Here is a 25,575-nt window from a genome sequence, read left to right as displayed (position 1 = left end):
TTCTGATGTGTCGACCTTCAAGTGTGCTTGGCCCCGCCTGATCAGTCGGTCTCGAAGCCGGACTGCTCGAAGCGGAGGGTGCCGGCGTTCTCCGAGACGGTGCGGACGACGTCGTCGCCGAAGCCGTCGGCCTTGGTCGCCGAGATCTCCAGCTTCACCTCCAGCTGCGCGCCGGTGGCCGACAGCCGCTGCAGTACCTCTTCCACGACGACGGCGAAGTCCTTGCCGTACTTCTGCGGGTCCAGGGTCCGCACTCCGAAGAAGCGGGTCTTCTGCGTAGTCGTCGGTGAAGGCGTCGGCCCGGGTCCGGGTGGCGGCGTAGGACCGGGGCCTGGCGGCGGCGTCGGTCCAGGCCCGGGCGGCGGCGTGGGACCAGGTCGCTCGGCATCCTCTTTCGCGCGCTGGGCCAGTGCGACGTCCGGCCGCACGAGCAGGGTGGTGCCGGTGACGGTTAGCGGCGCCGAGTCGCCGGGCAGCCCCAGGTCGACGAAGCGCTTCGTCGACTCGTCGACGCCGGAGGCCAGCCCGAAGGTGGACACCTCCCACGCCATCGGTTCGTCGAGCGCCTGGGCGACGCCGGCCTCCAGCGCCCGCCGGTCGGTCAGCCGGGTCAGGTAGGGATACTGAGCGAACAACTCCCAGAGCGCGCCGACGCTGATCGAGCCGCCCTCCCACACTGTCGGCACCTTGTTCAGCTGCAGCCGGATCATCGCCGGCGCCAGCCGGTCGGCCAGCTCACTCTCGGCGCGCAGCTTGGCGATCGCCCGGTCGATCACCGAGGTCGCCGACGCATCCGCGCGCAGCGCCGACACCGCCCAGGGCTCCCCGGGCTGCTGGGTGGGCACCACCAGCCACGTGTAGCCGTCGAGCAGCCGCTGGGTGACCGTGCCGTCGGCCTGCCGCGCCCGGTCCTCGGCCTGGGTGCGCTGCTGGGCCGTGAGGTTCAAGCTGCGGTCGGCCTGGTCGGCGACGAATTTCCACCCCAGGTAATCCCGGACGGCCCGGTCCAGGTCGTCGGCGCGGGCGCTGTCCAGCGCCAGCAGGGCCAGCTGGTTTCGCCGCACCCGGGCGCCGCCGGCCCGGGTGTCGACGACGGCCCGCGCCGCGGTGACGGCGGGGTTCGCGGCCGGCGACTTGCGCTCGTACACGTGTTGCGGCGGGAGCACGACCAGGCGGAACTCGTCGGCGTCGGGTACGTCGGCCGGATCGGCGGTCAGGTGCACCGCGGGCGTACCGCCACGCTGCCGGCGGACGACGTCCAGCCGGCGCAACACCTCGGCGGCGACGTCCTCGGGGTGCAGCCCGGCGCCGTGGTCGCGGGCGGTGCGCGAGGTGTTGGCCTGGGTGTCGTACCAGTACGACGACCCGGAGAAGTAGAGGTAGGTGGCCTGGTCGGCGAGCTGGTTGAGGGCTGAGTGGAAATTGCCCGGCACGTCACCGGGGACGGCGGCGCCCAGGAACACCCGCTTGCGGTCGATGCCCTTGTTCGCGGTGTGCAGCGTCGGGGTGGCGCCGAGGAAGACGGTCCGGGCCAGCCGCTGGGTGACGACCCGGCTGCCCAGCAGCTGCTTGTTCGCCTCGTCGACCTGCCGCGGCACCGACTGCGGACCGTCGACGTCGGCGTCGACCACGCTCTTCCACTGGTCATCGACGTACTGGGTGAGCTCGGTGACGACGGCGTCGTCGGCCAGCGGCAGCGAGCCCGGCAGGATCAGCGGCGCGGTGTCGTTGGCCCGCCACAGCGCGCCGACGACGGTGTTCATCAGGCGCAGCACGCCGCGGGTGCGCTGGAAACGGTCGAGGGTCGACCAGTCCTCGTACAACCGGTCGAACAGCTCCGGGTGCACCGGGTACGAGCGGCGGATCCGCTCGACGTAGGCGTTGTCGATCGCGGTCGACGGGAACTCGCCGGAGTGCCGGCGGTAGAACTCGACGAACTGCTTCGCGGTGGCGCCGATGTGCGCCAGCGCCTCCGGATCAGGCCGCTCGAACAGTCGTTGCCGGACGATCTCGAACGCCTCGTCCGCCGACGCCGCGCGCCACTGGCTGGCCACCCGGCGCACCACGTTCTGCAGCCGGCGCAGCGCCAGCCGGCCGTTCTCGCCGCCGACCTCCTCGTCGAACCCCGCGGGGGCGTCGTCGTCCTGCTCGTTGTCCGGCGAGGCGGGGATCGAGACGACCACCAGGACGCCGGGTGTGGCGGCGGCTGCGGCGGTGAGTGTCTGGGCGAAGGTGAACTGGGTCTCGAAGGTGCCACCGACCAGCTTGTCGTCGTCCCGGCCGACCAGCTGGCGGGCGTAGGCGACCCATTCGTCGATGAGCACGACGGCCGGCGAGTACTCGGTGAACACGTCGTGCAGCGCATCACCGGGGTTGGTGCCGTTCCGGTCGGACTCGGCGATCATCGCGTATCCGGCCGCGCCCCCGAGCTGCCAGGCGAGCTCGCCCCACAGCGTGTGCACCTGGGTGCCGTCGGGCTTGGTGCGCACCTGGCCGGCGGCCAGGTGGTCACCGACGATCGCTGCCCGGTTGACTCCCGACGGCAGACCGTCGGCGCCGACCAGCTCCTGCACCTCTTGCGGCAGCCGGTCGAGCGGGGTGCCGGAGAACAGGTGCCACAGCGACAGCATCGAGTGGGTCTTGCCGCCGCCGAAAGTGGTCTGCAGGTTGACCACCGGGGAGGCGTTCGCGTCGCCGCGGATCCGCCGAGCCGCCCCGCCGAGCAGTTCGCGCAGGCCGTCGGTGAGGAAGGTGCGGGCGAAGAACTGCTGCGGATCGCCGTACTCGCCCTCGGCGGATCCGGTGGCCACCCGGTGCAGGTCGGCGGCGAACTCGGCGGCCTGGAAGTTGCCGGCCGCGACGTCGCGGTGCGGCTGCAGCACCTCCCGCCAGGGCTTGAGCCCTTCGGTGCCGACGGTGCTCACCGCGGTGACCACCCGGCGGTCCTGGCTCTCGGACGACAGTCGGCGCAGCTCCAGCCGGTCGTCGCGGACGGCGTCGGCCGCGGCCGGGGCGCCGATCGCGCGCAGGAAGCGCTCCGCCGAGTCCAGCGCCCGGTAGGCGTCGTCGGCGGAGAACGGCTTGAGGTGTGCCCACTGGTTGCGTGTGTCGCGCAGCTCCTCGGCCAGGCTCTTCTCCGACCGGGACAGCTTGTCGTCGAACGGGTACCAGCCCGGCTGCAGCGCGTGCCCGATGTTGTCGGTGAGCATCCGGAACTGGGCCTGGACGTCGCCGCGGTCGTACTCCTTGCCGCTGATGCCCTTCTTGGCGTCGCGGGCCGCGAGCAGCAGAGTCCAGTCCTTGCCGGCAGGTACGGCCTCGGCGACCGCGGCGGTGATGAAGGCGTCGAGCGCCGGTGCCATGCGCTCGAAGGCGCGGCCGACCCGGTCCCGGTTGCTGGTGGCCATCAGTACGGGTCCTCCGGGTTCTGGTCGATCTCGAGCTGGGCGGCGGCCGGGATCGACCGGCCGGTGGCGGCCGTGGCGATCTCGTTCCACGCGGCGGCCAGGGTGTTGAAGGCGACCGCGTCGGCGGTCTGCTTGCGCTGCTCGGAGATGCGGAACAGCAGGTAGGCGAGCTCTTGGCCAGCGCGAGGTCGACCGACCTCGGGATCGCCGCGTACAGGCCGGCGGCCGCCGGGACGCCACCCTCGGCCAGCACCCGCGACAGGTGCAGCACGACCTCCCACACCGTCAGGTGCGGGTCGGTGGCCGGATCCCACTCGTCCGGCAGGTCGCCGGGTGCGAGCAGCTGAACGACTCCGCCGTGCGCGGTAAGGACGCCGGACCGGCTGAGCCGCCCGAGCGATGCGCCGCGGCCGGTGGCCATGTTCTCGGCATGACCGAAGTCGCCACGCCCGAAGCCGTGCAGCCGGAACCACCCGAGCGAGAACCGGGTATCCGAGTCGAAGTCGCCCTCCTGCTCGTTGAGCACCTCGTCGAGCAGGTGGTTGATCTGCTGCAGCGCCTCGCGGACGGGCATGGGCTTGCCGTCGTTGCCCAGCACGGCGGCGTAGCGAGTGAACACGGCCATGCCCGGTCCGATCGCCGCCTGCGGCAGGTCGACCGGCGCGATGGCCCCTTGCTGCAACTCCCGGAGCGCCTCGGGCAGCTCCGCGCGGAGCGCGGCGAGGAACCCGCGCCGGTCCGTGGTCGGCGCATCCGCCGGCCGTGGCCGGAGCGCGAGCACGATGGACGACGCCAGCGCATTGCTGTCGATGCTGCGCATGCGATTCCCCAGTTCGCTGCGCATGGGCCAGGTGGCTGTGATCGCCCAGCCGGCGTGGATCATCGACCCGAGTAGCGTTTCCCAGCCGGTGGACGATTCTGCGCCCGCATCGGACTCGGACTGCTTAAAGGCGTAGTACACGGTGATGGGAAAGTCGGCAGCGGCATGCTGGCGTGCGCTGGTAAACACTTTCTCGAACCCGGATTCAAAAAACTGCTGTGCCTCCGTCTTCCCGCCCTGGCGAAAGGGATTCGCCACCAGCTCGTCAGCTTTCGGGGTAAGCAGGGTAGAGAGTAGAGTTGGGTGGACGAGCCGCAGGGAGTGTCGGAGCCACACGTAAAAGAAATCCGACAATTCGGAATACCCGATGTTGTCGTAGTACGGCGGGTCGGTCGACAAGAGTGCACCCGCGTAGTTCGGTGCAGCGGCGTTCGCCTGCACTGCTGTCCCGGCACCTGCTGGCGGCAAGCCGACGAGAGCCTTCAGGGGGAGCGAGGCATTCGCCGACCAGCCGCCGGCCGCTGTTGTCTGGAAGCTGGCTTCCGCGAAGTCCCAGTTCATGGGAATGGCTTGGCGTGCAAACAGATGACCGACCTGCTCCTTGCCGGCGTCTGGTCGCCATTGACAGAAGCTGTTCTGGAAGTTCGTGAAGCGACTGACCTGCTGGCCGAGATAAGTGGCGACTGCATCGGCATAGGCGGCTGCCCCAGTGTCACCGGCTTCGAGACGGTCACCATCGCGCAGGCCGGTAGCCAAGGCGTCAACGTGGGCCCGTTCCCGGGCCTCGCCGATGAGATCGCTGAACGTCGTCAGCGTCGTGAGCTGCCGTGGGGTGAACAGGTCCGCGTAGAGCTTGAATCCGTAGCCTTGTACTCGGAACCCGAGTGCCTCGTCGGGCAGCGGTCCGTCAGGTACTGACTCAGGCGGGACCACTTGGGCCGCGTGCTCATGTTCAGTGGTCGGGGCGACGTAGTGGCGTGTCCGCTTTCCCTCCGCCACCGTGGCCATGAGCTGCGTGCCCATCCGGCCGGCCTTGCCTTCGGTGCGGATGTGATCGAACGGCACAGCCGTTCCGCAGGCGATGCAGCGGGCACCCGTGCGGCCGACAGTGCCGTCGTTGTCCGGCGTCGGCGCGTTCGCGGGGTCGCGCCCGATGGTGAACCGCACACGGCCGTTCTCGATGATCGGGACGATGTAGGTTTCCTTGCCCTTCTTCTTGCCCAGCCACCACTTGCTGGTCAGAGGCATGGAGACGCGGCAGGCCGGGTTGGGGCAGGTCACCGTGCGGGCCCAGATCCAGGCGATCACCGGCGCCGTCGTCCCGTCCGGCAGCACCGCGTCGGGGTAGAGGTGGCCGATCCGCTTCTGCGCCTCATCGCGCATCCACTCGCCGTAGCGGCGCACGTCCTCGGCCAGCCCGGTGGCCCGCGGCCAGTCTCCGAGCCGCGCCTCCGCTGCACCGGGGAACACCGGCGGCCGGCCGGCGAACTTCGGCGGGATCTCAATGAGAGCCTTGTTGATCAGCACCGCGACCGGGTTGAGGTCGGAGGCGTGCGCCTTAAGCCTCAGCCGCTGGGCCTCGAGCGGGATCGATCCACCGCCAGCGAACGGGTCGAGCACCGGCGGTGGATTGCCGCCGGTGTCGCGCAGGATCTCCTCGTGGGCCCGGGCGAAGAGCTTCTCGTCACCGGTGTTCTCCCAGACCACAAGCTCCTCGATCAGCTGGTGCAGCCGGTCGCGCTCCGCGATAATCCAGGCCTCGCGGGCGTCGTCGTCCTCGATCGCCAGTGCCTCCGGCCGGCACGACGGGTCGTCGACCAGCTGGGCGAACAGCACCGCCCGGGCAGTGGCCAGCGGCTTACGGGACCACCAGAGATGCAGCGTCGACGGGTGGCCGTGCCGGATCGACTTCTCCCGGGCGGACTCGGCGTTGATCTTCTCCAGGGGGAGCGAGACCTCGATCAGCTTGCGGCGGGGGACTGCAGACACAGCGGAACGTCCTGACGATGGAGGAAACAAGAGGGGAGAGGCTCAGTGCGGCGGTGAGCCGCGGGCCCACATGGCCGTCCAGTCGCCGCGGATGCCGGTGGCGGCGAAGCCGCCCAGCTCGGTGGTGGCGAACGGGTCGTCGACGTACCGGACCTCGTCGCGCGCCGGGTCGTCCGGGTCGACGCAGACCAGGGCCAGCCGGTAGTGCGGCGCAGCGGTCTTGCCGCGCAGCACCTCGGTGTAGGTGACGAAGAAGTCGGTGGCCCCGGCGATCCGGCCCTTGACCTCGAGGAACACCAGGTGCCCGTCGGGGGAGAGGGACTCGATGTCGTAGCCGGGGTTGTTGTGCGGCATCTCCCGCGGCCGCCGGCCCAGCGCCCGCTCGGCGCCGAGCACCGCGTCCACCGCTCGGCGCTCGGTGATGGAGGTGTCGGCGGCCGTCGCCGTCGGGAAATCCGCCGCGGGCAGCAGCCCGGCGGGCAGCACCAGCGCCGCGGTGAGCACGCGCGGCGGCCGGGCGGCGAGATGCGCCTCGTCGGCCAGCTGGGCCAGTCGCCGGTCCAGTCGCACCTCGAGTTCGTCGGCCCACCGGCGGGCGCGATCCGGTGTCATCCGCACGCTGCGGCCGGCGGCGACCTCGTCGGCCAGCCGCACCGCCTGCGCCGACCAGTGGTTCACCTGCTGCAGCAGCCGGTCCTGCACCTGGTGGCGGGTGCGCTCGACCAGCGGCAGCACGCGGGCGGCGACCTCGGCCCGGTGCTCGGGCTGGCTGTGCTCCGCGGCCCAGCCCAGCGCCAGCTGCTCCACACCGCCGCACAGCCAGCTCTCGCCGAGCACGTGGTCGGCAGCGGCCCGGCCCGACGGCGGCAGTGGCTGAAGGTCGAGGTACGGCGCCGGCCCGGCCAGCTGAGCCTGTCCCGCGGCGTTGAGCGTGACGAAGCCGAACCGCTTGCTGACCGGATGCCCGGTGCCGTCGACCACCTCCTCGCCGAGCGCGACCAGGAGCCGGGGCACCACGCCGTCGTCCGCCGGGTCGACCAGCACCGCACCCCGCCGCAGCACATCGGCGTGGCGGGCCAGCGTCTCGGCCACCACGGTGTCCATCAGCGGATGGCCGGGCGCGAGCAGGTCGGCGCGGGGACTGCCAAGCTGCGGGCCGGCCAGGTACGCGGGGTCGAAGGCGATTCGCGCGTAGCGCGGGGCCAGGGGGATCCGGCCGTGCATCGCCGAGGCTCGCTCACGCAGGGCCGCCGGAATGAACGTGACCTCGTCGCGGCCGGCCTCCCGGCGGGACATCCTGCCGCCCAGCCGGGCGAAGGCGTCGCGGAAGAACAACTCGACGAAGTGCGGCTGCAGCCGGCGGGCCCGAGCCCGCTCCATCGTCAGCCGCAACTCCTCCAGACCGGTGGGGTCGAGGACGTCGTCGTGGAGCGCCCGCTCGGCGAGCAGCTCGGCCAGCCCGTCGGCCACCTGCGCGTCGACCACGCGATCCAGCCGGGCGCGCACCTCCGGCTGCTCGCCGTAGCGGATCGCCTCCACCAGGAGGTCGCGCAGCGGCACGTCGCTGAACGCCGGTCCCAGGACGTCGAAGATCCGGCCGTCGTAGGCCTTCCGTTGCTGATCGATCTTGTCCAGCAGGCGGACGAAGACCTGGCCCTCCCGGGTGCCCTCGGCGACCAGGTTCCACAGCCGGCAGACCTCGGTCTGCCCGATCCGGTGAATGCGACCGAACCGCTGCTCGATGCGGTTGGGGTTCCAGGGCAGGTCGTAGTTCACCATCAGGTGCGCGGCCTGCAGGTTCAGCCCCTCACCGGCGGCGTCGGTGGCCACGAGCACCGAGCAGCGCGGGTCGTGGGTGAACCGCTCGCGCACCTCGCGCCGCTCCTCGCGGCGCACCCCACCGTGGATCGCGACGACGGCCGTCGGGTCGCCGAGCAGCTCGCCGATCCGCCGCTGCAGGTAGGCCAGCGTGTCGCGGTGCTCGGTGAAGACAATCAGCTTGCGTCGGTCGCCCGCTGGGCCGGTGAGCACCTGGTCGGTGAGCAGTGCGCGCAGCTCGGCCCACTTGCGGTCCTCGCCGCTCGCCCGGACCCGGGCGGCCAGCTCCTCCAGCTCGCCGAGCAGTGCGATCTCGACGTCCAGTTCGGCCCGGGTGCGGGCGGCGGTGGCGGCGTCGGTGACGTCCTCCTCGAGCTCCTCCAGCTCCGCGGCGCCGAGCTCCTCGTCCTCCGCGCGCTCGACATCCACTGCTCGCCACGCCGGCCGGTCGGTCTCGCCCCGCCGGGCGACCAGCCGTGCGCGACGGCGCTGCAGCGACCGCCAGATGGCCTCCGGACTGGACGCGAGCCGCCGCTGGAGCACGGTGAGCGCGAAGCCGACGGTGCGGGTGCGGCCGTCCGCGGCATCGAGTCGGGCGGCTCGATCCCACTCGTTGCGCACGTACTCGGTGACCTGCTCGTAGAGCTCCTGCTCACCGGGGCTGAGTTCGTACGGCACGGTCTCGGCGATCCGCTCCGGGAACAGCGGCCGGCCGTCGAAGGTGAGCAGCTGCTCCTTGACCATGCGCCGCATGAGGCCGCTCGCCTCGGCGGTCTGGGCGCCCCGGCCCTCGAACCGATCGGTGTCGAGCAGCTGGAGGAAGGCGGCGAAGTCCTCGTCCTTGCCGGCGTGTGGCGTCGCCGTCATCAGCAGGAGGTTCCGGGTGACCCGGCCCAGCAGTTGGCCCAGCCGGTAGCGCCGGGTCGTGTTGAGCTCGGTGCCGTACCAATGCGCCGACATCCGGTGCGCCTCGTCGACGACGACCAGGTCCCACGAGCTGTCGGCGAGCTGTGCGAGGAGGTCGTCGTCCCGGGAGAGCTGGTCCATCCGGGCGATGAGCATCGGATGGTGCTCGAACACCGAGCCGCCCAGCGCGCCGTCGGCCATCGACCGGGAGAGCACCTCGAACTGCAGGCCGACCTTGCCGGCCAGCTCCTCCTGCCACTGCTCGACCAGACTGCCCGGGGCGACGATCAGACATCGCTGCAGATCACCGCGCAGCGCGAGTTCTTTGGCGTAGAGCCCGGCCATGATCGTCTTGCCGGCGCCCGGGTCGTCGGCAAGTAGAAAGCGCAGCGGCGAGCGCGGCAGCATCTCCTCGTAGACCGCGCGGATCTGGTGCGGCAGCGGCTCCAGGTCGCTGGTGGCGACGGCGAGCATCGGGTCGGACAGTGCGGCCAGCTGCATCCGCTGTGCCTCGGCGGCCAGCCGGAACTCGGCGCCGTCGGCATCGAAGGACCAGCGTGGTCCGGCTGCGCGCGTCGTGAGCCGCGCCTCGGCGTCGCGGCCGAGCAGGACCTCGGCGAGCCGGGCGTCGGGATCGCGGTAGGTGAGCGTCAGCGCCGACGTGCCGTGCCAGTCGACGGCGACGACGGTGACGGGAAACCTCGGTAGCACGCCGTCGACGTGCATGCCGGCGCGCAGGTCCTCCAGGACCATCCGCACCGGTCCGCCGTCCCGCATGTGGACCGATGTATTGGTCCGTACCGATATCGAGACGGGGCCGCTGGGGCTGCCCTGCCCGATCGGGGCAGGCGGTGCGCAGACCAACATGTGTGGCTGACGAGGGACGGGAGGCCACCGACGCTCGTCCGGTGCCTTCCGCCGGTCATTCCCCCGAGTGGGACTGGCCGGCCTACGCAGTCGCCTTCGGGCGCCGGCTCCAGCGACTTCGGAAAGGGAGTGGGCTCTCGCAGCTCGCACTGGCGCAGCGAGCGGAGCTGACACCGAACAGCGTCAAGCTGCTGGAGCTGGGGCGCAGCTCGGGGGACAAGCCGGCGAATCCGGAGCTGCGCACGGTCTACCGGCTGGCCGAGGCGCTCGGGGTGACGCCCGCGGATCTGCTGCCGAGCGTGGCTGACGTCCCGACAGCGCTGCCGCGGGAGGCGCACGCGGACTTCAGCTGGTCCGACCTGGAGCAGCGGGCACGCGGCGACCGCTCCGGCGGGTAAGGACCTTCCATCCCGGTGGCTCTCCTCCGGGGCGGAACGTCGACGTGCGTGCGTCGCCCTGGAATCCACGCCATTCGAGGCGCTTCAGCCGATGGGCCCGCCCCTCCTCGCGGAGCGGCCGGCCCGCCGGCGATCCCGACCTCAGTCCGTCAGGTCCGCGCACCCGGACTCGTGCGGCAGCAGCGGCCGGAGGACCACCGACCAGCGGGTGCCGTCGTCCGTCGTCCACGGGGTCGCGCTGGAGGCGTCGGCTGCGGCAGCGAGCACGGCGTCGGCCTGCTCCCCGGTGGCGGTCACGCAGGTGACCCCGGGTGCGATCGGCTCACCAGGCAGCGCCGGACCGGGCCACGGCTGCTCCGGCTGAGAAAGCTCCGGCGCCGGGTCGACGTAGGGGGAGACCAGCGCGGCCACCGCCTCGGGTTCGTAGGGCTCCGGGCCGGTCACCCGTTCGGCGCCCAGTGCGCTCGCCGGGTCGCGAAGCTGGTCGATCAGCTGAGACAGCCGGGCCCGCGCGGCGAGCTGGTCCTCGGTCAGCCCGTAGGTCTCCTCCATGCCGGGCAGTGGGCGATCCGTCCCCTCGGTCCCGGGCAGTGAGCCGATGCCGAGGGCGTAGACCTCGCGGGTGACGGTCTCGCCGCCCGTGCGGACCGTGATGCGGGTGCTGGTGACGTCGGCGACCGGCGGGCTGCCGAGATCGGTCGTCTCGCTGACGCCCGCGGCCACGGCCTGCTCGACGAGCTCGCGCACCCCGCCGTCGTCGAGCCGGTAGAGCTGCAGGTTCGGCAGCGCGGGCGCGGGCCAGATGGCCATCACCGGGCCGTCGGTGATCACCCGCCCGTCGGCGTACACCGTCACGCTGGGCACCCGGCCGGCCAGCAGGGCCGGGGTCGTGTAGCCGCCGACCTCGCTGACCTGCAGCACGACCGTCGCGGGGTCCGGCTCCGGTTCCGGCGACGGGCCGGCCGGGGAGCCGCCGCCCCCGGCGCGGGTGGCGCAGGCGCTGAGCAGCAGGGCCAGCAGCACGGCGGCTGCGGAGTGCAGTCGATGGTTGCTCATACGGGTGTGACGGGGCGGGCGGCAGGAGAGGTTCCGGCCCGCCGGCTCCCGCGCTACCGGCCGTGGGCGGCCAGGACGTCGCCGGCCGGACGGGGCCGGCCGAACAGGTATCCCTGCCCGTACCGGACGCCGCGCGCGATCAGGGTGTCCCGCTCTGCAGCCTCCTCCACCCCCTCGGCGACCAGGCGTGCGCCGGTCTCGCCGGCGAACGCGACCATCGCCGAGGTCATGGCCTGGCGGGCGCGGTCGGTGTGCAGGCCCATCACCAGGCCGCTGTCCAGCTTGATCACGTCCGGGTTCAGCCGGAGGATGTGCTGGAGGCTGGCGTACCCGGCGCCGGCGTCGTCCACGCTGATGGCGACTCCGGCGCGGCGCAGCCGCCTCGTGATCGCGATGACGGCCGGGTAGTCCTCGACGGGGCTGTGCTCGGTGATCTCCACGGCCAGCGGGCAGCCCGCGTGGTCCAGGAGCACGTCGACCACCGCCGGGCACAGCAACGCGTCGGCCGAGAGGTTGATCGCCAGCGTGAGATCACCGGGCAGCCGGCCGGCCTCCAGCAGCGCGGCGCGGACGGCGACCTCCTCCAGCTCGACGCCGACGCCGGTGGCGGCGGCCTCGCTGAACAGGTCCGCGGGTCCGTCGCCTCCCCACGCCGGGAAACGGCTGAGCGCCTCGTGCCCGGCGACCGCGCCGGTGACCATGTCGACCACCGGTTGCAGGTGGATCTCGACGGCGCCGCGCTCCAGGAAGGCGCGCACCCGGGCTCGGCGGGCGGCGAGGTCACGGCCGGTCTCCGGACCGGCGTGCTGGAGGTGGTCGCTGATCAGGTCGGCGAGCAGCTCCACCGTGCGGACCGATTCGCCGTCCAGCTGGGTGCCCGGGTCGCGGCTGAGGCAGCAGAGCATGCCGACGGGGCGGGAGTCCTGCCCCCGCACGGGTGCGCCGACGTAGGAGCCGATGCCCAGGTCGCTGGTCACCGACAGGTCCCGGGTGCGGGGGTCGCGGGCCGCGCCGGTGACCACCGGCGGGAGCTGGCCGCTGAGCACCCGCACGCAGTACGACCCCGCCAAGGGGGCGCTCATGCCCTCCTGCACGTTCATGGCGTCGAGATCGCCGGTGGCGGAGGTGATCAGCTGGCGCCCCTCGCTGAACAGGGACACCCAGGCGATCTCCATGCCGAGCCGGGCGCGGGCGGCATCGAGCAGCCAGTGCACCCAGTCGTCAGCGAGCCGGCCGTCGGATGCAGCAGCCGTGGTGGTTCCCCGCGGAGGCGGCACGGGCCCATTCTGGGCGGATGTGCGCTCCGCCACCACGACTTCCGGTCCGGCTCTTTCCGTAACCGGTGGGTCCTCCGGGTCCGGTGCCCGACCGGTACCGTCGTCGCCCGTGCGTCTGGTCATCGCCCGCTGCTCCGTCGACTACATCGGTCGGCTCACCGCCCATCTGCCGATGGCGACCCGTCTGCTGCTGGTCAAGGCCGACGGCTCGGTGTCCATCCACGCCGACGACCGCGCCTACAAGCCGCTGAACTGGATGACCCCACCCTGCACGCTCATGGACGAGCTCGTGGACGGGGCGGGCACGTGGACGGTGACGAACAAGGCCGGCGAGCAGCTGGTCATCACGATCGACGCGGTCGAGCTCGACCACTCCCACGAGCTCGGCGTCGACCCGGGGCTGCAGAAGGACGGCGTCGAGGCCGAGCTCCAGCGCCTGCTCGCCCTGCACGTGGAGACCTTCGGTGCCGGCTGGTCGCTCGTCCGGCGCGAGTACCCGACGGCGATCGGGCCGGTCGACCTCCTGTGTCGCGACGCCGGCGGCACCACCGTCGCCGTGGAGATCAAGCGCCGCGGCGAGATCGACGGTGTCGAGCAGCTGACCCGCTACCTGGAACTGCTCAACCGCGACCCGCTGCTGGCGCCGGTCCGCGGGGTCTTCGCCGCCCAGGAGATCAAGCCGCAGGCCCGCGTGCTGGCCACCGACCGCGGCATCGACTGCGTGACCGTCGACTACGCCGTCCTGAAGGGCACCGACGATCCCACCCAGCGCCTCTTCTAGGAGGACCACGTCCTCCCGCGACCGGCGGGTGAGAGACTTCCCCGCGATCACCGGCGGTGGGAGGAGATGGCAGCGTGGCCAGGGAACTGAACGAGGTCGGCGTCGTGGGGCTGGGCACCATGGGTGCCGGCATCGTGGAGGTGCTCGCACGGGCGGGTCTGTCGGTCACCGCCGTGGAGGTCACCGACGGGGCGCTGGCGCGTGGCCGGGGTCACGTGGAGCAGTCCACCGACCGGGCCGTCGCCCGCGGGAAGCTGGACGCCGCCGAGCGCGACGCGATCTTCGAACGGATCCGGTTCACCACCTCGCTGGAGGACCTGGCGAGCTCGGAGCTGGTGATCGAGGCCATTCCCGAGCGGATGGAGCTCAAGGCCGAGGTCTTCGCCAAGCTGGACAAGATCTGCCCGCCGGACACCATCCTGGCGACGAACACCTCGAGCCTCTCGGTCACCGAGCTCTCGGTGGTCACCGGCCGGCCGAGCAAGGTCATCGGGATGCACTTCTTCAACCCGGCCCCGGTCATGAAGCTCGTCGAGGTCGTGCGCACCGTCGTCACGGAGCCGTCGGTGGTCGAGGACGTCGAGGCGCTGGCCGAGCGGCTCGGCAAGGTCGACGTGACGATCGGCGACAAGGCGGGCTTCATCGCCAACGCCTTGCTGTTCGGCTACCTCAACCACGCGGTCGCCATGTACGAGAACCGCTACGCCACCCGTGAGGACATCGACGCCGCCATGCGACTGGGCTGCGGCCTGCCCATGGGGCCGCTGGCTCTCATGGACCTCATCGGCATCGACACCGCCTACGAGATCCTCGACACGATGTACAAGCAGTCGCGCAACCGACTGCACGCACCCAGCCCGGTCATCAAGCAGATGATGACCGCCGGGCTGCTCGGCCGGAAGGTCGGCCGCGGTTTCTACACCTACGCCGAGGCCGGCTCCGCCGAGGTCGTCCCCGACGCGGCCACCCCGACTCCCGGCGGCGCCGCCGAGGGCGCCCGGCCGGTGTCGACCGTGGGCGTCGTCGGCTCCGGCACGATGGCCACCGGCATCATCGAGGTCGTGGCCAAGGGCGGCTTCGACGTGGTCTTCGTCGCCCGCGGGGCCGAGAAGGTCGAGGCGGTCCGCACGGCGCTGGCCAAGTCGCTCGACAAGCAGGTGGTCCGCGGGCGGCTCGAGGAGGCCGTCCGGGAGGAGATCCTCGGCCGGGTCACCGGCACCACGTCGCTGGACGACCTCGCCGACAGCGACCTGGTCATCGAGGCCGTCGTGGAGTCGTTGCCGGTCAAGGAGGCACTGTTCGCCAACCTCGGCGAGATCGCCAAGCCGGGTGCCGTCCTCGCCACCACGACCTCCAGCCTCCCGGTCATCGAGTGCGCCAAGGCCAGCGGCCGCCCGGCCGACGTAATCGGGATGCACTTCTTCAATCCGGCGCAGGTCATGAAGTTGGTGGAGGTCGTCTCGACGATCTCCACCGCGCCCGCCGTCGCGGCGACCGTGCACGCGGTTTCGGCGCAGCTGATGAAGCACGCGGTCTCGTGCACCGACCGGGCAGGCTTCATCGTCAACGCCCTGCTCTTCCCGTACCTGAACGACGCGGTGAAGATGCTCGAGGCGCACTACGCGACCGCGGATGACATCGACGCCGCCATGAAGGTCGGCTGCGGCTACCCGATGGGTCCGTTCGAGTTGCTCGACGTCGTCGGCCTCGACGTCTCCCTGGCGATCGAGCGGGAGCTCTACACCGAGTTCCGCGAGCCCGGCTTCGCCCCGGCCCCGCTGCTCGAGCACCTGGTGACCGCCGGCTACCTGGGCCGCAAGACCGGCCGCGGGTTCCGGGACTACGCCAGCCGCTGACGCGTGCCCCGTCGTCGCCCCCGGGCCGGTCCACGATCTTCGGATCGTGAGCCGGGTGGGCGGGAATCCCGGCAGCGTCGCGTCGAGCAGGTCGAGGAAGCCGGGGACGGCGACTGGGTGGTGCGCGCGATCACCGGGGCGGCGACCGGTAAGACCTACCGCTGTCCGGGCTGCGACCAGGAGATCCGTCCCGGCACCCCGCACGTGGTGACCTGGCCGGCGTACGCCCGGAACTCCGACCTCCAACCCTGGGACGTCGACTCCGCCGCCGACTGGCGGCGGCACTGGCACACAGCCTGCTGGCGGGCCCGCGACCGTCGCCGCTGAAAGAGGACCACCCTTCTCCCCACGCCTCGCAAGCTCGGCGCGGGACCCTGAACGGTGGCCGTTCCAGTACGTCACCAGGCTCGCGTCGGGGCCCTGAAGGGTGGCCGTTCCATCAGCTCACGAGGCGGGTGGTCACCACGACGTTGTCACGGTAGCTGCGCCGCTCGCGGTCGAAATCCCCGCCGCAGGTGATCAGCTTGAGCTCGGCGCGGGGTGTCGGGCCGTAGACGTCCTGGGTCGGGAACCGGTCCTTCGGGAAGCGGTCGGCACCGGTGACGGTGAAACGGGCCGTCGTGCCGTCGGCGCGGTCGACCAGCACCTCGTCGCCGGCCACCAGTTCGTCCAGCCGGAAGAACACCGCGGGCCCGTCCCTGGAGTCGACGTGGCCGGCGATCACGGACGGCCCGACGTCACCGGGGGCCGGTCCTCCGGCGAACCAACCGGCGCGGGCGAAGTCCGCGGGCGGCACCAGCGCGCCGACGCCGTCGATGCCGAGCTCGACAAGCGGGCTGTCCACGCCGATCGCCGGAACCCGCAGCCGGACCGGCGGCGCGGCCGTGCTGACGGTGCCGGACCCGGCCACCACGGGGGCCGGCGCGGCCGCGGTGGCCCCCGCCGCGGGGACGTTCCCGCCGGGAGAGGTCAGCGCGACCGTGCCGGCGACCAGCGCGGTGCCGGCGAGCAGCCGCAGCAGCGGCTGCACCGGCCGCCGCGGCCGACGGTGGCAGCTCACCGGGCGCGCCTCAGGAGCGGGCGGCGTGCCGGGCCGGACCGCGGCCCGACCGCCGTGCCAGCAGCAGGCCGGTGAGGATCGTCAGACCCACGGCACCGCCCACGACGGCCGGGTCCAGCTCACCGGCCGCGGTACCGCCGGCTCCCGTCTCCACGCCGCCGGTCGGCACCACGCCCGAGCCCGCGGCGTCCAGGACCGTGCGCACGGTCAGCCCGCCCTCGGGTCGGTCCAGGACGAAGAGGCTGTACACGGAGCCCGGGGCGAGGTCCAGCGGCAACTCGGTGGGCTCGCCGTCCACCGTGAGCTGCAACGAGCCGACGTCGCCGGGCACGGTGGCGTAGTCGCCGGCCTCGGCGAAGGCCAGATCGGTGGCCAGGTCCGTGCCGCCGACGGCGGCGTCCAGCGTCGGTGCCGTAGCTGCGGCGGAGATGACCCGCACGCGGGCCTGGCCGGACGGCGCGATCGTGAGGTCGTCCTCGAGCACCTCCAGGCCGAGGTCGGCGAAGCGGCCGACCCCGGCGACGGTGCGAGCGTCGCCGGGGTCGATCTCCACGGTGGTCGACAGCACCGGCGGAGCGGTCGGGTCGGCGCCGGCCTGCCGCATGCTCACCGTGTAGACCCCCGCGGGCACGCTCTGGTAGTCGGAGATGGTCCCGTAACCGACGCCGGGCACGGTGAGCAGCGCCGTCCCGTCGCCCGGGTCGGCGACCGAGTCGACGTACACGTCGACCGCCGGGGTGTCCGGCGAGAGGTGGGCCAGGCGCAGCAGTCCGTCCTCCTCGGCGGCGGCGCCCGCTCCGGCGGGGGCGACGAGCAGGAAGCCGGCGCTCAGCGCGGCGACGGACAGCAGACGGGTCAACCGGTCCACAGTTCCTCCAGGAGGTCGGGAACGGACCGGAAACGGTCCTGGGGGTCCATTCGCCCACTCCACGCGACTCCTGTCCAACCGAGCGTCACGGGGACGCCTCGGCGACCAGCGCGTCGGGGTCCGATGCGTAGCGGTACGACAGCAGAACGCCCTCGTCCGTGACCTCGACGCGGTCGGGGGCGAACGGCGGGAGTTGGGCCTCCAGCCAGGTGAGCAGTTCCGCGGTGGCCGCGTCGCCGGCGCCGACCGGCGCGCTCCCCACGGCGCCGAGCAGCACGGTGCGCGCAGGCCCCTCGGCTCCCTCGGCCCGCGGGAAGGCGGCCACGCCGAGGCCCTCCCGGGCGGTGAGCACCGCTAGCAGGGACAGCAGCCGCATGTCCACGTCGGCCGACCGCAGCACCGCGGCGGCCTGCTCCGGGGCGCGCGTCGTGGGGTTGGCCAGCACCGCCTCGGCCAGCGCCCGGCGCCGTTCGAGGTGCTCCACCGTGGGGGTGCCGGGGGAGGGGTCGCCCAGGACGAGGCCGTCGAAGCGGGCGACCACCCGGCCGCCGGGCTCGGCGGCACCGTCGGTCACCGTGAGGACGAGGTCGTCCGGGCCGGTGGGCCGATCGGTCGCCACCAGGTCGTCGGGCGCTCCGGCGGCGAGCAGGTCGTCGCGCACGTTCCCCTCGGCGCGCAGGTGTGTGCCGGGAGGGAGTTCGCGGTCGGCCCAGTCCAGGAGGGCCGCCGCAGCCGGAGCGGTGGTCTGCGTGGCGGTGCCGGATGCGGATGCGGTTGTGGAGGCGGTTCCGGGTCCGGTTCCGGGGACGGTGTTCGTCGCCGGGGCGACGGACCGGTCCGTCTGGTCAGGCCCCGCCACCAGGGCGACCGCCGCCGCGGTCAGCACCGCGACGAGCGCCACCAGCAGGAGAAGCTGCCCGCGCCGGCCGCCGAGGGTCGCGTCGAGCGGCCCCCCGGCGCGGTGCCGGGGACGGTGCCGTGCACGTCGGGTCGGCACCGCACCTCCTCCCGGCGTCCGTGGACGGCTCTGCCCGCCGCGCCGGTTGGCCCGCGCGTGCGGTGGTGCGGTGGCTCGCTACCGCGGCTGGTGGGCCACCGGCGTCAGCCCTGGGCCCGGACCGGCTGGTCGATGGACTGGGTGGCCGGGTTCGCGGCCGGAGCGGCCGTGGCGCCCGCCATGGAGTCCGCGGTGGACTCCGACGGTGCGGAGGTGGGGCGCGGCGGCAGCGGCAGTTGCCGGGTCGGGGGCTCGCCCGCGCGCTGGCCGGTGGCGAACGTGGCGGTCACCGGGTCGGAACGGGTCGGCTGCCGCGCTGCCGCGGCCTCGCCCTGGGGTACGTGGACCGCGGGCTGCTGCCCGGTCTGCGGTCCGGCGACCGGGGCCGGTGAGTGGGACGGGGCGGGCCTGGCGGTCTGCGCCACGGGCGCGTCCTCCGCCGCAGGCTCCGCGTTCCCGGTAGCCGGCTCGGTGCGCCGGTCGGTGGCCCCGGCGTCGTCCTGGGGCTGCTGGGGACGGTCGCCCAGGTCGGGCAGGGTGTCCAGCAGCCGGCGGGCCTGGAGCAGCCGGCTGGTCAGCTCGTCCCGGACCTCGCGGATCGCCTCGGCGCGGGCCTCTGCCTCGGCGACGAGCTGGGCCGAGTGCTGTTCGGCGGCCGAGATCCGCTGGCGGGCAGCCTGCGTGGAGACCCGCTCCCGCTCCTCCTCGGCGCGGGCGGCCTCCGCGCGGCGGGCGCGCTGGGCGATCTCGAAGTCCTCCTCGACCTTCGCCCGGCGAGCCTGCGACTCGGCGTCGAGACGCGCGACCCGCTCCTGTGCCTTGGCGACCAGCTCGTCGGCGCGGATCTGGGCCTTCTGCGCGATCTGCTCGGCGCCCTGGCGGGCCTCGGCGATCATCCGCTCGATCTCGGCCTGCCCGGCCGCGTGCCGCTCGAGCAGGGCCCGCTCCTCGGCGGCGGTCTGCTCGCGGACTGCCATGGCGTCGATCTCGGCGGCGCGGCGGATCTCGCCCGCCTCCTCCTCGGCGAGCTGCAGCATGTGCTGGATGCGCTCGCTGATGTTCTCGAAGGTCGGGGCCGCGGCGGTGGCGGCCTTGCGCCGCAGTGACTCGATCTCGCCGTGCAGCGCCGACAGCTGGCCGGACATGTCGGCCGAGCGGGCGACCGCGGCGTCGCGATCGGCCAGCGCGATGCGGAAGTCCGCCTCCAGCCGCTCGATGGTGTCGGCCACCTGGCTGCGGTCGTATCCCCGCAGGACGACGTCGAACGAGTGCTGCGCCTCGTGCATCGGCAGATCGCGGGAGTCGCTCATGGGTTCATCCTCGCAGAAGGCGAGGGGCTCGTCACCGTTCCCTGGGTGGTCGAATCACACCTGTCCCGGGCACCTCGCGCGACACGCCGGACGGTGCCCGGTGGGGCCGGCGTGCGGCCGGCCCCACCGTGGCCCTCTTGCAGGGGCCCACCGCGAGCGTGCGAGCGGTGGGGGGGCAAGAGGGTCCTTCCTCAGACCCCGCGGAAGCGGTTGATCGCCGCCAGGTGCTTCTCGCGCTTCTCGGCGTCCTTGACGCCCAGCCCCTCCTCGGGAGCGAGGGTGAGCACGCCGACCTTGCCCTGGTGCAGGTTGCCCTTGACGTCGCAGGCCGCCTGGCCGACCTCCTCCATCGGGTAGACCTTCGACAGCGTCGGGTGGATCAGCCCCTTGTCGATGAGCCGGTTGGCCTCCCACGCCTCCTTGTAGTTGGCGAAGTGCGAGCTGACGATCCGCTTGAGGTTCATCCAGAGGTACCGGTTGTCGTACTGGTGCATGTACCCGGTGGTGGAGGCGCAGGTGACGATCGTCCCGCCCTTCTTGGCGACGTAGACGCTGGCGCCGAAGGTGTCCCGGCCGGGGTGCTCGAAGACGATGTCGACGTCCTCGCCCCCGGTCAGCTCACGGATCTTCTTGCCCAGGCGCTGCCACTCCTTCGGGTCCTGGGTGTTCTCGTCCTTCCAGAACTGATAGCCCTCGGCGGAGCGGTCGATGACCAGCTCGGCGCCCATCTTGCGGACGATCTCGGCCTTCTCCGGGCTGCCGACGACGCAGACGGGGATGGCGCCGCCGTTGAGCGCCATCTGGGTGGCGTAGGACCCCAGCCCGCCAGAGGCGCCCCAGATGAGCACGGTGTCGCCCTGCTTCATGGCCGCACCGTTCTTGCTGACCAGCTGCCGGTAGGCGGTGGAGTTGACCAGTCCGGGCGCTGCGGCCTCCTCCCAGGACAGGTGGGCCGGCTTGGGCATGAGCTGGTTGCTCTTGACGAGGGCCAGCTCGGCGAGGCCGCCGAAGTTCGTCTCGAAGCCCCAGATCCGCTGCTCCGGGTCCATCATCGTGTCGTCGTGGCCGGCCGGGTCCTCGAGCTCCACGGACAGGCAGTGCGCGACGACCTCGTCGCCGGGCTTCCACTTGTTCACGCCGGGCCCGACCCGCAGCACGACGCCGGCCAGGTCGGACCCCACCACGTGGTAGGGCAGGTCGTGCCGCTTGGTCAGCTCGGAGACCCGGCCGTAGCGCTCCAGGAAGCCGAAGGTCGAGACCGGCTCGAAGATGGAGGTCCAGACGGTGTTGTAGTTCACCGAGGACGCCATGACGGCGACGATCGCCTCGCCCGGGCCCAGCTCGGGGGTCGCCACCTCCTCGACGTGCAGCGACTTGCGGGGGTCCTTGTCCTTGGTGGACATCCCCTCGAACATGTTCTGCTCGTCCTTGCGGACCAGCACGGCGCGGTAGGACTCCGGCACGGCCAGGCCTGCCAACGCATCCAGCTGGTCGCCGAGGATGGCGTCCCTGATCTCGTTCACGCGTACTCCCGGGTCATCGGCGGCCGTCGTCGGCCGGGCTCGGAGGGCGGTTGCGGTGGGGTGGTGCGGGGGGAAGCGGAGAGCGAGGTTACCGGTCGGTAGCCGTGCCCGTGTGGTCGGTCAGTGGGCGGGCTTCGCGGCGGGCTCGACGAGCTCCACCAGGACGCCGCCGGCGTCCTTCGGGTGGATGAAGTTCACCCGGCTGTCCGACGTCCCGCGCTTGGGCACGTCGTAGAGCAGACGCAGGCCGCGTTCGCGCAGCGTGGCGCTGACCGCCTCGACGTCGTCGACCCGGAAGGCCAGCTGCTGCAGGCCCGGGCCGGAGCGGCCGATGAACTTCGCGATGGTCGACTCCGGGGTCAGCGGCGCGAGCAGCTGGATGCGCGTGTCGCCGGAGCCGACGGCGAGCATGGCCTCGCGGACGCCCTGCTCCTCGTTGGTCTCCTCGTGCACGGAGCGCACCCCGAAGGCCCGGGCGTAGAAGGTGATCGCCTCGTCCAGGTCCGGCACGGCGATGCCCACGTGGTCGATGGTGGTGAACAGCTCCGCGGGCAGGCCGGCGGCGCTGCTGTGATCGGCGTCGTTGGTGGTCACCCGGGCATCCTGACGCCAGGACGTCCCGGACGACAGCTCGGTGTGGTGGGCATCACCCGTCCGGCGTGACGCCGGCCACAGAAGTGGCCCTGCCGCAGGCCCGAGCGCCGTCCTATCCTTCCGGGGAGGCCCGACGCCGCGCCGGTTCCCGCCGTCGCGATGCGTCCCGACAACGTGGTCGCCAACGGCGGCGGCCCGCCCCTGGAGGCAGCATGTCCCGCTCGGTCATCGTCAGCGGCGCCCGTACCCCGATGGGCCGGCTGCTGGGCTCGCTCAAGGACTTCTCCGCGGCCGACCTCGGCGGTGTCGCGATCAAGGCCGCGCTGGAGCGCGCCGGGATCTCCGGCGACCAGGTGGACTACGTGATCATGGGTCAGGTCATCCAGGCCGGTGCCGGCCAGAACCCCGCCCGCCCGGCGGCGGTCGCCGGTGGCATCCCGATGTCCGTGCCGTCGTTCACGCTCAACAAGGTGTGTCTCTCGGGTCTCGACGCGATCGCCCTGGCCGACCAGCTCATCCGCGCCGGCGAGTTCGACGTCGTCGTCGCCGGTGGCATGGAATCGATGACCCAGGCCCCGCACATCCTCGCCAACTCGCGGACCGGCACCAAGTACGGCGACACCAAGCTCGTCGACTCGATGGCGCACGACGGCCTCTCCGACACCTTCGACCAGGTGGCGATGGGCGTGCTCACCGAGCAGGCCAACAGCCGGTACGACCTGACCCGCGAGGAGCAGGACGAGTTCGCCGCCGCCAGCCACCAGAAGGCCGCGCGCGCCGCCAAGGACGGCATCTTCGACGAGGAGATCACCCCGGTCCTCATCCCGCAGCGCAAGGGCGACCCGATCGAGTTCCGCGAGGACGAGGGCATCCGTCCGGACACCACGGCCGAGAGCCTCTCCAAGCTCAAGCCGGCGTTCGCCAAGGACGGCACGATCACCGCGGGCACCGCCTCGCAGATCTCCGACGGCGCCTGCGCGGTCGTGGTCATGAGCGCCGAGAAGGCCGCCGAGCTGGGCTGCACCGTGATCGCCGAGATCGGCGCGCACGGCGTCGTGGCCGGGCCGGACGCGACGCTGCAGAGCCAGCCGTCGCGGGCCATCCAGAAGGCCTGCGAGCGCGAGGGCATCGCGCCCACGAGCCTGGACCTGGTGGAGCTCAACGAGGCGTTCGCCGCCGTCGGCATCGTCTCCACCCGCGAGCTCGGGATCGACCCGGAGAAGGTCAACCCCAACGGTGGCGCCATCGCCCTGGGCCACCCGGTCGGCATGAGCGGCGCGCGCATCGTCCTCGACCTCGCGCTGGAGCTGCGCCGCCGCGGTGGCGGTGTCGGCGCCGCGGCGCTGTGCGGCGGCGGCGGCCAGGGCGACGCGCTGATCCTGCACGTGCCCGCCAAGGGGTGAACGAGCTCGCGAGTCCACCAGAGGGCGGAGCAGTCCAGGGCACGCGGCTGACGCACTGGGGACACCTCCCGCTTGCGGGGGACAGCGAGGAGGTGGCGTGACCTCGGACGGTCTCGCGGTCCAGACGGAGGCTGCCGCCGCGCCGAAGGGGCGGCGGAGTCGCCGTGCCGTCGACGTCCCCGCGCTGGTCGCGGGAGCCCGGAAGGGCGACGCCCGGTCCGTGGCGCGGCTGATCTCCCTGGTGGAGGACGCCAGCCCGGCCCTGCGCGAGGTGGCGGCGGCCCTGGCCCCGTACACGGGCTCCGCCCAGGTGATCGGGCTGACCGGCTCACCGGGGGTCGGCAAGTCGACGTCGACCACGGCGCTGGTGCGTGCCCTCCGTCAGGCCGGCAAGCGCGTCGGCGTGCTCGCCGTCGACCCGTCGTCGCCCTTCTCCGGTGGCGCGCTGCTCGGTGACCGCGTGCGCATGCAGGACCATGCCGGCGACGGCGGGGTCTTCATCCGCTCCATGGCCTCGCGCGGCCACCTCGGGGGCCTCTCGTGGGCGACCCCGCAGGCCCTGCGGGTGCTGGACGCCGCCGGCTGCGACGTCGTGCTCATCGAGACCGTCGGGGTGGGCCAGTCGGAACTGGAGATCGCGTCGCTGGCCGACACCACGCTGGTGCTGGTGGCCCCCGGCATGGGCGACGGCATCCAGGCGGCGAAGGCCGGCATCCTCGAGGTCGCCGACGTCTTCGTCGTCAACAAGGCCGATCGGGACGGCGCCGACCAGACCGTGCGCGACCTGCGCTACATGCTCTCCCTCGGTGGCCGGCACTCCGAGGCCGGTCACTGGCGGCCCCCGATCTGCCGCACCGTCGCCGCCCGCGACACCGACAACGGCGTCGAGGAGGTGCTGGCGGAGATCGAGGACCACCGCCAGTGGCTGGAGGCCTCCGGGGAGGGACGCCGCCGGCGCAGCGAGCGGGCGGCCCGGGAGATCGAGGCGATCGCCCTGGCGACGCTGCGCGGGCGGATGGGTGACGTGCGCGGTTCCGCGGCGCTCGGCGCGCTTGCCGACGAGGTGGTGAGCGGGGGCACCGACCCCTACCGCGCCGCCGACGAGCTGCTCGGCCGGCTCTGACGGCGCCCGTGGGCCGGGTCGGCGCAACAGGCCCGCGCCGGGCTCACCTCCGGGACCGACGGCTCGGTCGGCGCCCGGCGCCGTGCGGTCAGCCGTTCCCACGGCAGGATCGACAGGATGGCCACGCAGTGCGGCAGGAAGATGATCTGCACGCCGGCGTAGACCATGACGTGGAAGCCGAGCAGGAACACCGCCAGGGCGATCCGCGCCCGGTCGCTGCGCACCAGCAGCATGAGCGGGGCGGCGAACTCCAGGATCAGCATCACCCACTGCGCGGTCGCCAGCAGGTAGGGCACGTCGAGGGTCCACTCGGACAGATCCGTGCCGCGGCGCACCAGCGCACGGGTGAGCGTTGCCCCGGTCGGCCAGTCGAGGCCGCCGAACCGGATCTTGGCCCAGGCGGCGAAGAAGTACGTCAGCATGATCGTCACGAGCACGGCGGCCATGGCCCAACCGGCGGCCTCGGACGGACGCCGGTCGCGGAACCGGGCCCGCCCGATGGTCGGCAGCACCGCGAGCGCGACCAGGTAGGCGATCCGGTCGTGGTCGACCTTGCCGTAGCTCATCGCGATCACCATCCACTCCATGTAGAGGAGGAAGACGGCGGTGCCCAGCAGCCGCGGTGCCCGGCCGGTCGCGGCGGCGAGGGCGGCGAGCACCAGAGACCACTGGACGACCACCACCACGGTGTGCGTAGGGGTGGGCAGGTCCAGCAGTCGGCCGATGAGCAGCGGGTCGTACCACTCGACGGGCACGTCGGCATGCGCCTTGACCCAGGCGGTGGTGAGGAAGACGTCGACCGGGACGAACAGGTAGGCGATCGCGCGGAAGACCGCGATGCGGGCGAGCGGGACCGGCCGGAACCACCAGCGGTCCGGCGGCGGTGCGCTCGGGGACGTCGATGTGCTCATGCGCCCTCGTCCTCCAGTTCGTGCTCGACCAGGACCCGGTCGGTCCACGTCCCGGTCTGCCGGCCGTCGACCAGCTCGATCCGGCGCTGCACCACCTGCACGGCCACCAGGTCCGGCGCGGACGGATGGGCGTCGGCGAAGGCCTCGGCGAGCAGGCCCAGCAGCTCCGGGTCCTCCTGGATCCGGTCCAGCTGCCCCTCGAACTCCGCGCGGCGGAGCCCGACCTGACCGCCGGACAGCCGGACCTCCTCGCCGGTCGCGGTCAGCCCCACCGTGCGGGTGGAGACCACGGGTGCGTCCGGGTCGGCGCGGGTCGAGTACATCCGGAAGGGGCCGAACGGGAACTCGTCGTCGTCGCCGAACAGGGTGCCGGCGAACAGCAGAGCCAGGACGACGACCGTCGCGGCCAGCCGCCTTCGGCGCGCGGCCGGGGGCAGCCGGAGCACGGGCGGCTCCGCCGCGGGCGCGGGGGAGGAGTGGAGCGACACGGGGGCAGGCTAGGACGGGCCGGTGCCGGAAGGGGGCTGCCGCGCGCGGCTGCCCGCCGGGGCGGCACAGCCGTCACAGTCGACCCGCCGACCGCGAACTTGCGCTTGCTCCGTGCCCTCGTG

General features: G+C 72.6%; 21 protein-coding genes and 2 pseudogenes. 8 read left to right on the top strand and 15 right to left on the bottom strand.

The genetic code is table 11. The features are described from left to right. Window positions 1-41 precede the first annotated feature (41 nt). From QOZ86_RS17755 to QOZ86_RS21345, 3 genes and pseudogenes are all read right to left on the bottom strand, one after another. A complete protein-coding gene (locus tag QOZ86_RS17755) occupies window positions 42-3,407 on the bottom strand; it encodes a Swt1 family HEPN domain-containing protein (protein WP_284493306.1) in 3,366 nt (1,121 codons plus the stop codon). Further along, window positions 3,407-3,688, bottom strand: a complete 282-nt coding sequence (locus tag QOZ86_RS17750) for a DUF8807 domain-containing protein (RefSeq protein WP_284493305.1) — start codon at window positions 3,686-3,688, stop codon at window positions 3,407-3,409. The genes QOZ86_RS17755 and QOZ86_RS17750 overlap by 1 nt, the downstream gene beginning before the upstream one ends. Then, window positions 3,652-3,846 (bottom strand): annotated as a pseudogene (locus QOZ86_RS21345) (DUF8807 domain-containing protein); the annotation flags it as partial. The pseudogene QOZ86_RS21345 and the gene QOZ86_RS17750, both read right to left, overlap by 37 nt. Between QOZ86_RS21345 and QOZ86_RS17745 the strand changes: the two are divergent. Next, a complete protein-coding gene (locus QOZ86_RS17745) occupies window positions 3,838-4,302 on the top strand; it encodes a hypothetical protein (protein ID WP_284493304.1) in 465 nt (154 codons plus the stop codon). The pseudogene QOZ86_RS21345 and the gene QOZ86_RS17745 sit on opposite strands and share 9 nt — an antisense overlap. Window positions 4,303-4,812: 510 nt before the next feature. Continuing rightward, window positions 4,813-5,145, top strand: coding sequence for a hypothetical protein (locus QOZ86_RS17740; RefSeq protein ID WP_284493303.1), 333 nt, complete (start codon window positions 4,813-4,815; stop codon window positions 5,143-5,145). A gap of 897 nt (window positions 5,146-6,042) precedes the next feature. Here QOZ86_RS17740 and QOZ86_RS21285 read toward each other — a convergent pair. Next, window positions 6,043-6,216, bottom strand: a pseudogene (locus QOZ86_RS21285) (DUF1156 domain-containing protein); the annotation flags it as partial. Between the two features lie 42 nt (window positions 6,217-6,258). Then, entirely contained in the window at window positions 6,259-9,717 is a 3,459-nt protein-coding gene (locus QOZ86_RS17730) for a helicase-related protein (protein ID WP_284493301.1), read from the bottom strand. Between the two features lie 131 nt (window positions 9,718-9,848). Between QOZ86_RS17730 and QOZ86_RS17725 the strand changes: the two genes are divergently transcribed. After that, a complete protein-coding gene (locus QOZ86_RS17725; RefSeq protein WP_284493300.1) occupies window positions 9,849-10,205 on the top strand; it encodes a helix-turn-helix domain-containing protein in 357 nt (118 codons plus the stop codon). A 141-nt stretch (window positions 10,206-10,346) separates the two neighbouring features. Here QOZ86_RS17725 and QOZ86_RS17720 read toward each other — a convergent pair whose 3' ends face one another. After that, window positions 10,347-11,261: a hypothetical protein gene (locus QOZ86_RS17720; RefSeq protein WP_284493299.1), complete on the bottom strand. Its 915-nt coding sequence runs from the start codon at window positions 11,259-11,261 to the stop codon at window positions 10,347-10,349. 53 nt (window positions 11,262-11,314) lie between these two features. Further along, window positions 11,315-12,538, bottom strand: coding sequence for a sensor domain-containing phosphodiesterase (locus tag QOZ86_RS17715; RefSeq protein WP_284493298.1), 1,224 nt, complete (start codon window positions 12,536-12,538; stop codon window positions 11,315-11,317). A gap of 109 nt (window positions 12,539-12,647) precedes the next feature. Between QOZ86_RS17715 and nucS the strand changes: the two genes are divergently transcribed. From nucS to QOZ86_RS21340, 3 genes are all read left to right on the top strand, one after another. Continuing rightward, a complete protein-coding gene (gene nucS / locus QOZ86_RS17710; protein ID WP_284493297.1) occupies window positions 12,648-13,319 on the top strand; it encodes an endonuclease NucS in 672 nt (223 codons plus the stop codon). Between the two features lie 74 nt (window positions 13,320-13,393). Beyond that, window positions 13,394-15,175, top strand: a complete 1,782-nt coding sequence (locus QOZ86_RS17705) for a 3-hydroxyacyl-CoA dehydrogenase family protein (protein WP_284493296.1) — start codon at window positions 13,394-13,396, stop codon at window positions 15,173-15,175. A 3-nt stretch (window positions 15,176-15,178) separates the two neighbouring features. After that, window positions 15,179-15,502, top strand: coding sequence for a hypothetical protein (locus QOZ86_RS21340; protein WP_489433519.1), 324 nt, complete (start codon window positions 15,179-15,181; stop codon window positions 15,500-15,502). 112 nt (window positions 15,503-15,614) lie between these two features. Here the strand turns inward: QOZ86_RS21340 and QOZ86_RS17695 are convergent, their stop codons facing one another. The 6 genes from QOZ86_RS17695 to mce form a co-directional block, all read right to left on the bottom strand. Beyond that, window positions 15,615-16,235 (bottom strand): class F sortase, encoded by a 621-nt coding sequence (locus QOZ86_RS17695; RefSeq protein WP_284493294.1) that lies wholly within the window; start codon window positions 16,233-16,235, stop codon window positions 15,615-15,617. Between the two features lie 10 nt (window positions 16,236-16,245). Further along, window positions 16,246-17,103 carry a DUF4397 domain-containing protein gene (locus QOZ86_RS17690; protein ID WP_284493293.1) on the bottom strand — a complete coding sequence of 286 codons (858 nt, stop codon included), beginning with the start codon at window positions 17,101-17,103 and terminating at the stop codon, window positions 16,246-16,248. Window positions 17,104-17,188: 85 nt separating this feature from the next. Next, window positions 17,189-18,100, bottom strand: a complete 912-nt coding sequence (locus tag QOZ86_RS17685) for a hypothetical protein (protein ID WP_284493292.1) — start codon at window positions 18,098-18,100, stop codon at window positions 17,189-17,191. A 104-nt stretch (window positions 18,101-18,204) separates the two neighbouring features. Continuing rightward, complete coding sequence (locus QOZ86_RS17680; protein WP_284493291.1) at window positions 18,205-19,410, bottom strand: coiled-coil domain-containing protein; 1,206 nt, start codon at window positions 19,408-19,410, stop codon at window positions 18,205-18,207. 191 nt (window positions 19,411-19,601) lie between these two features. Beyond that, complete coding sequence (gene ccrA / locus QOZ86_RS17675) at window positions 19,602-20,933, bottom strand: crotonyl-CoA carboxylase/reductase (protein ID WP_284493290.1); 1,332 nt, start codon at window positions 20,931-20,933, stop codon at window positions 19,602-19,604. Window positions 20,934-21,053: 120 nt separating this feature from the next. Next, complete coding sequence (gene mce / locus QOZ86_RS17670) at window positions 21,054-21,527, bottom strand: methylmalonyl-CoA epimerase (RefSeq protein ID WP_284493289.1); 474 nt, start codon at window positions 21,525-21,527, stop codon at window positions 21,054-21,056. A 212-nt stretch (window positions 21,528-21,739) separates the two neighbouring features. Between mce and QOZ86_RS17665 the strand changes: the two genes are divergently transcribed. Beyond that, the gene (locus QOZ86_RS17665) at window positions 21,740-22,930 is read left to right on the top strand and encodes an acetyl-CoA C-acetyltransferase (RefSeq protein WP_284493288.1); all 1,191 of its coding nucleotides are present in this window, start codon (window positions 21,740-21,742) and stop codon (window positions 22,928-22,930) included. Between the two features lie 97 nt (window positions 22,931-23,027). After that, window positions 23,028-24,053, top strand: coding sequence for a methylmalonyl Co-A mutase-associated GTPase MeaB (gene meaB / locus QOZ86_RS17660; RefSeq protein ID WP_284493287.1), 1,026 nt, complete (start codon window positions 23,028-23,030; stop codon window positions 24,051-24,053). Here meaB and QOZ86_RS17655 read toward each other — a convergent pair. Both QOZ86_RS17655 and QOZ86_RS17650 read right to left on the bottom strand, forming a co-directional pair. Continuing rightward, window positions 24,017-24,964, bottom strand: coding sequence for an HTTM domain-containing protein (locus QOZ86_RS17655; RefSeq protein WP_284493286.1), 948 nt, complete (start codon window positions 24,962-24,964; stop codon window positions 24,017-24,019). The two genes, meaB and QOZ86_RS17655, sit on opposite strands and share 37 nt — an antisense overlap. Beyond that, the gene (locus QOZ86_RS17650) at window positions 24,961-25,452 is read right to left on the bottom strand and encodes a hypothetical protein (protein WP_284493285.1); all 492 of its coding nucleotides are present in this window, start codon (window positions 25,450-25,452) and stop codon (window positions 24,961-24,963) included. The genes QOZ86_RS17655 and QOZ86_RS17650 overlap by 4 nt, the downstream gene beginning before the upstream one ends. Window positions 25,453-25,575 lie beyond the last annotated feature (123 nt).

The organism is Blastococcus capsensis (genome assembly GCF_030165005.1).
GTDB lineage: Bacteria > Actinomycetota > Actinomycetes > Mycobacteriales > Geodermatophilaceae > Blastococcus > Blastococcus capsensis.
Note: the sequence above shows the minus strand (reverse complement) of the source record. Positions and strands in the feature narration are given on the sequence as shown.